Origin of the sequence: Thalassospira sp. UBA4513 (assembly GCF_002388495.1) — a bacterium.
GTDB lineage: Bacteria > Pseudomonadota > Alphaproteobacteria > Rhodospirillales > Thalassospiraceae > Thalassospira > Thalassospira tepidiphila.
The window spans coordinates 85,913-92,107 of sequence record NZ_DGMR01000008.1 but is presented as its reverse complement, the minus strand read 5'-3'; the positions used below and the strand labels follow the sequence as shown (position 1 = coordinate 92,107).

Annotated in this window: 6 protein-coding genes; 4 read left to right on the top strand and 2 right to left on the bottom strand. The window is 55.7% G+C overall.

Annotation, left to right across the window (positions count from 1 at the left end):
• From trpA to B2T33_RS03225, 3 genes are all read left to right on the top strand, one after another.
• Positions 1 to 530, top strand: a 530-nt coding sequence (gene trpA / locus B2T33_RS03235; protein WP_286791140.1) for a tryptophan synthase subunit alpha, incomplete at its 5' end; no start/stop codon positions are given.
• Between the two features lie 55 nt (positions 531 to 585).
• Complete coding sequence (gene accD / locus B2T33_RS03230) at positions 586 to 1,512, top strand: acetyl-CoA carboxylase, carboxyltransferase subunit beta (RefSeq protein ID WP_063086422.1); 927 nt, start codon at positions 586 to 588, stop codon at positions 1,510 to 1,512.
• Position 1,513: 1 nt separating this feature from the next.
• Positions 1,514 to 2,806: a bifunctional folylpolyglutamate synthase/dihydrofolate synthase gene (locus B2T33_RS03225; protein ID WP_286791139.1), complete on the top strand. Its 1,293-nt coding sequence runs from the start codon at positions 1,514 to 1,516 to the stop codon at positions 2,804 to 2,806.
• Positions 2,807 to 2,826: 20 nt separating this feature from the next.
• On the opposite strand, the gene B2T33_RS03220 is transcribed toward B2T33_RS03225, so the two are convergent.
• Together B2T33_RS03220 and B2T33_RS03215 are read right to left on the bottom strand one after the other, a co-directional pair.
• Positions 2,827 to 3,588: a hypothetical protein gene (locus B2T33_RS03220; RefSeq protein WP_064780175.1), complete on the bottom strand. Its 762-nt coding sequence runs from the start codon at positions 3,586 to 3,588 to the stop codon at positions 2,827 to 2,829.
• A gap of 39 nt (positions 3,589 to 3,627) precedes the next feature.
• Positions 3,628 to 3,891, bottom strand: a complete 264-nt coding sequence (locus tag B2T33_RS03215) for a hypothetical protein (RefSeq protein WP_286791138.1) — start codon at positions 3,889 to 3,891, stop codon at positions 3,628 to 3,630.
• On the opposite strand from B2T33_RS03215, the gene polA reads away from it, so the two are divergent.
• Positions 3,890 to 6,195, top strand: a 2,306-nt coding sequence (polA, locus tag B2T33_RS03210; RefSeq protein ID WP_286791143.1) for a DNA polymerase I, incomplete at its 3' end; no start/stop codon positions are given. The two genes, B2T33_RS03215 and polA, sit on opposite strands and share 2 nt — an antisense overlap.

The following is a 6,195-nucleotide window of genomic DNA, read 5'->3' as shown; positions in this document are numbered from 1 at the left end:
TGATGGGCTATTACAACCCGATCTATATCTATGGCGTCGCCGAATTCCTTGAAGATGCGCGCAATGCCGGGGTTGATGGCCTGATCGTTGTTGATCTGCCGCCCGAAGAAGATGCAGAGCTTTGCATTCCGACCGTGGAAAAGGGCCTGTCCTTCATTCGCCTGACCACGCCGACCTCTGATGACAAGCGTCTTCCGAAACTTGTTCAGAATACCTCGGGCTTTGTTTACTATGTCTCGGTTGCCGGTGTGACCGGTGCCGGATCTGCCAGCAACGAGCAGATCGTCGAAGCAATGGGACGCCTGCGTCGCCATACCGATCTGCCGATTGCGGTCGGGTTTGGCATCAAGACCGCAGCCCAGGCAGCCGACGTGGCAAAACAGGCCGATGCCGCTGTCGTCGGATCGGCAATCGTATCAAAAGTTGCCGAAAGTCTTGACGAAAACGGCAAGGCCACCGATAAGACCGCCTCTATGGTTACCGGCCTTGTAAGTGAACTTGCGAACGGGGTCCGAAACGCGCGCAAATAGATGGCGCTGCGTTTGAAAGAACCGATATAGACAGAACCAAGGATCAGTATCCGATATGTCGTGGCTGACTGAATTCGTCCGTCCAAAGATTCAGAAACTTGTTCGCCGCACTGATGTGCCCGAAAACCTCTGGCACAAATGCAAATCCTGCGAACAGATGATCTTCCATCGCGATCTGGCAAAGAACAATCATGTTTGCCAGCATTGCGGTCATCACATGCGCATTTCCGCCAAGGAACGTCTCGAAACCCTGTTTGATGATGGCAAGTACCAGACCATTGAACTGCCGAATGTTCCGGTCGATCCGCTGAAATTCCGCGATCAGAAGAAATATACCGACCGCCTCAAGGCGGCCCAGGCCAAAGCAACCTTCAAAGATGCGCTGGCTGTGGCCCATGGCGAAGTCGGTGGTCATCCGACCGTGATTGCCGTTTTCGATTTCTCCTTCATGGGTGGATCGATGGGCATCGCCGTTGGCGAAGGCATCGTTGCAGCAGCTGAACTTGCCTGTGTGCAGGATGCCGCCCTGATCGTCGTTCCGGCATCGGGTGGCGCGCGCATGCAGGAAGGCATTCTCAGCCTGATGCAGATGGCACGCACCACGGCTGCGATCGAAAAGGTCAAGGAAAAGGGCCTCCCCTATTTCGTGCTCCTGACCGATCCGACCACCGGCGGTGTTTCGGCATCCTTTGCCATGCTGGGTGATATCCAGATCGCAGAACCGGGCGCACAGATCGGCTTTGCTGGGCGCCGCGTGATCGAAAGCACCATCCGCGAAAAACTGCCAGATGACTTCCAGACGGCTGAATACCTTCTGGAACACGGCATGGTGGATATGGTCGTGCCGCGTTCGGAACTGAATGCGACCTTTGGCCGCCTGATCGATATGATCCGTCGCACCAAACCGGGTGCGGCTGTGGTGCCGATCAAGGACGCCAAGGCCAAATCGACCAAATCCAAAACTCCGAGTGCGGATAAATAACTTGGCGGGCAGCGACGCAATCCTTGCTCGCCTTGGCAAGCTGCACCCGAAAGTCATCGACCTTTCGTTAGGGCGGATTACCCGGCTGCTTGAAAAGCTGGGCAATCCGCACCTTTCACTCCCCCCCGTCATTCATATCGCCGGCACCAATGGCAAGGGATCGACCCTTGCCTATCTGCGCGCGATCTATGAGGCGGCGGGACTTCGGGTGCATTGCTCCACATCCCCGCATCTGGTGCGTTTTCATGAACGCATCACCCTCGCCGGCCAGATGATTTCAGAAGAAGCCCTGTGTGATCTTCTCGAAGAAGTTGAGGCGGTTAATGCCGGGGACTCGATTACCTTCTTTGAAATTACCCAGGCCGCGGCGTTCCTGGCGTTTTCGCGGGTTCCGGCCGATGTCCTGTTGCTTGAAACCGGGCTGGGTGGACGTGTTGATGCATCCAACGTCATCGATAAACCTGCCGCGACCGTGATCACGCCAATCTCGCTAGATCATCAGGGCTTCCTTGGTGACACGATTGCCAAAATCGCGTTCGAGAAGGCCGGGATCATGAAAACCGGCGTTCCATGCATTACCGCACTACAAAGCCTTGAGGCGTTTAATACGCTGGCCTGTCACGCCAACCGCATTTCGGCCCCGATCTTCAATGATTTCGAGGTGACTGAGGAACGCGAAGACGACTTTACGATCCGCATCGGGACCGAGCAGATCGATCTCCCGCACCCGGCCCTGCCGGGACGCCATCAATACACCAATGCTGCCACTGCGATTGCCTCGGTGCGCAAGGCCGGCATTCCCGGCTTTGACGGAAAGGACATCAATATCCTTGCCCGTGGTCTTGAAACCGCAAGCTGGCCCGCACGGCTTCAGAAACTTACCAAAGGCCCGCTGTGTGACGCCTTGCCCGATGGCTGCGATCTGATTTTGGATGGTGGCCACAACATTGCCGCGGCCGAGGCGATTGCCGACTGGCTGTCGCGCCAACCCGCTGGCGACACCGTTGTCATCATGGGCATGCTTGATAACCGCGATGCGGAAGCCTTCCTGAAACCTTTGGCAACGCATATCACCGCCTTGGCTGGTGTACCGATCCCTGGCGAACATCAGGCACATCTGCCAGAAACCCTGCGCGACGCGGCAATTGCCTGTGGCATTTCCCCGGCATTTTCCTGTGACGGCTTCGAAGCGGCCATTACCCCGCTTCTTGATGCCTGCCGCACCCCGAAACGGGTGCTTATTCTGGGATCCCTCTATCTTGCGGGTCTGGTTCTGGAAAAACACAGCTCCTGAACGAAGCTTTAATGCGGCAATTATACGTCAGGCAGTTCGATCTTGCGCCGCGCTGAGCCCCGTGCCGGACCATCACCGCCATCTGTACGGCGCAGACGCAGATTGCCCGCCGTATTCTGGCGACGACGATCGCCCTGGACCAGCGGTGGCAAAGTTCTGTCACCCGCAGCATCGCCATCATTTACAACTTGGGCCGGATCACCGTGTTTGGCCGCTTCGCGTTTGACCTTGCGCCCGGTAATCCAGGTATAGCCCAGAATATAGAGCAAAAATCCACCCACCCCGACGGTCAGGGTCAGGAACTGCAACACCGGTAGGAAACTGCCAAAAATCTGTCCGCCACCATAGATCATGAAGATGCAAAGGGCGGCCACGGGTGCCAAGGCCAGAAAGAAGATGCCACGCACCTTGTGGCGGATCGGGCCGTAATGCATCAGCATCGCGTAGAACAGGTACATCAGCGCGACAAACACCACGAGTTTGATCAACAAGACGAAGTGATCAAAGTTGGCGAGGCGTTGATTGCGTTCATAAATGCCAAAAACAACGAACAGGCCATGAACGATCAGGCCAAAAGTACCAAAGGTCAGGATAAAGCGCAGCCATGCAGTGACGCTAAAAAAGCTGCGCCATCCACCACCGTTCGCGTTGCGACGGTCTTTCTGCTTTTTGCCTTTCCGGGTGGCGAGCTTCATGTCATCTGAAAGCTCACGCGCCGGACCTGCAGTTTCGACGCCGATGCCTTTTGGCAAAAATTCCGGCTTGCTCGTTTTCCGGGCCACGAACCCGCTCTCCCATGTCCCTTGGGATGAAGTAATCCGCTACCATAGCAATCCCGGGGCAAGCTGATAAGCACAAAGAAGAATGATGCCAAAAAACCCGGAAAATGAGGGTTTTAGTGATATTGTTATGATTTCGAAATGATATCTGAGCCACGCAAGCTTACCCTTGGCATTCGCAAGCGCAAAACTGTCAGCAGCCTTGGGTGTTTTTGCCTCTTTAAGGCAGGCGGCACTCGACTTACAGGCCGGGATCGGGCATTCTTCCGGCCAATCTTTTAACGAGTATAAGAGCACGAGACGCATGACAGATTCCGCCCCGTCCAGCACCGGTTCGTCCGCCGACAAATCCCCGCGTCGCGTCGTTCTGGTTGACGGTTCCGGCTTTATTTTCCGCGCCTTCCACGCCCTGCCACCGATGACGAGCCCCGATGGCACGCCGGTGAATGCGGTTTATGGTTTCTGCACCATGCTGATGAAGCTGCGCGAAGATACCAAACCAGACCATATGGCGGTGATCTTTGACACCAAAGGCAAGTCGTTCCGCAACGACTTCTATCCCGACTACAAGGCCCATCGTCCACCGCCCCCCGAAGAACTGGTACCGCAGTTTGGCCTGATCCGTGATGCGACCCGTGCATTTAATCTGCCATCGATCGAGCTTGAAGGTTTTGAGGCCGACGATCTGATCGCGACCTATGCCCGCCAGGCCGAGGCAGAAGGTTCTGACGTGATTATCGTGTCTTCGGACAAGGACCTCATGCAGTTGGTCACCGATCGGGTGCAAATGTTTGATGCGATGAAGAATCGCACCATCGGTGCTGCCGAAGTTCTGGAAAAATTCGGTGTTTCCCCGGACAAGGTCATTGATATTCAGGCACTTGCAGGCGATTCCGTCGATAATGTCCCGGGTGTGCCTGGTATTGGTATTAAAACCGCCGCTCAACTTATTGATGAATATGGCGATCTTGATTCTCTACTGGAGCGCGCTGGCGAAATCAAACAGCCCAAGCGCCGTGAAAAGCTGATTGAAAATGCCCAGCTTGCCCGTATTTCGCGCGATCTGGTGACGCTGAAAACCGATGTGCCGGTGGTCGAACCACTGGGTGATTTCGAATTACGTGAACCCGATCCGGAAGTTCTTTTAAGCTTCATCGCAAGTCACGGCTTTAAATCATTGCTTTCTAAAGTAAAGTCGAAATTCGGCGGCGATGTTGAATTTGAAAGCCCGACAGCGGCCGGTGTTGGTGTCAATGATATCAAAGTCGAAAAGGCCGAATATGAACTGGTGCAGGATGAAGACCGCCTAAAGCACTGGATTTCCGAGGCCGAATATCTTGGCACCGTCGCGGTCGATACCGAAACCACATCGCTTGATGCCCATCAGGCCAAACTGGTCGGCGTTTCACTTTCGACCGAGCCCGGCAATGGCTGCTACATCCCGCTTGGTCATGTCAGTGGCGAAGCACAGGGCGGCTTTGATTTTGGCGACAATCCCGCCGACAGCCCAAGCAACAGCAAGGACGCGCCAAAGCAAATCAAGCTCGAACGCGCGATTGAGCTGCTCAAACCGCTGTTGGAAGACCCCGGTGTTCTTAAGGTCGGTCAGAACCTGAAATACGATATGATCGTTCTGGCCCGCCATGGCATCAAGGTTGCCCCGATGGATGACACCATGGTGCTGTCCTATGTGCTTGATGGCACCAGCCACGGGCACGGCATGGATGAATTGGCCGAGCTGCATCTGGATTACAAACCGATTTCCTTCAAGGATGTTTGTGGCATTGGCAAGACCCAGATCACCTTCGATCAGGTCCCGCTCGACAAGGCGCTTGATTACGCGGCCGAGGACGCCGATATCACGCTGCGCCTGCATCGGTTGCTCAAACCCCGCATCGCGCAGGAACATATGGCCAGCGTCTATGAGACGCTTGATCGTCCGCTGGTGGCAGTTCTGGCCGAAATGGAAGGCCTTGGGGTCAAGGTCGATGCCGAGATCCTTAAAAACCTGTCCGAAGACTTCGCCAAACGCATGGCCGCCCTTGAAGAAACCATTCACGAAATGGCGGGCGAGCCGTTCAACCTTGGCAGCCCCAAGCAGCTGGGTGAAATCCTGTTTGATAAGATGAGCCTGCCCGGCGGTAAAAAGACCAAAACCGGCGCCTGGCAGACCGGGGCAGACGTGCTTGAAGCGTTGGCCGCCCAAGGTCACGACCTTCCGGCCAAGCTTCTGGAATGGCGTCAGCTTTCCAAGCTTAAAAGCACCTATACCGACGCGCTGGCCCACCATATCAACCCCAATACGGGCCGCGTGCACACCAGTTACGGACAAACCAACGTCAATACCGGGCGTTTGTCATCGAATGACCCGAACCTGCAAAACATCCCGATCCGAAGTGAGGAAGGCCGGAAAATCCGTACAGCCTTTATCGCCGAGCCCGGTCACAAACTGATTTCTGCCGACTATTCGCAGATCGAACTGCGCCTTTTGGCCCACGTGGCCGAGATCGATGCCCTGCGCGAGGCGTTTAAAAACGGCGAGGACATCCACGCCGCAACCGCATCGAAGGTGTTTGGCGTCCCGATCGAGGGCATGGACCCGATGGTCCG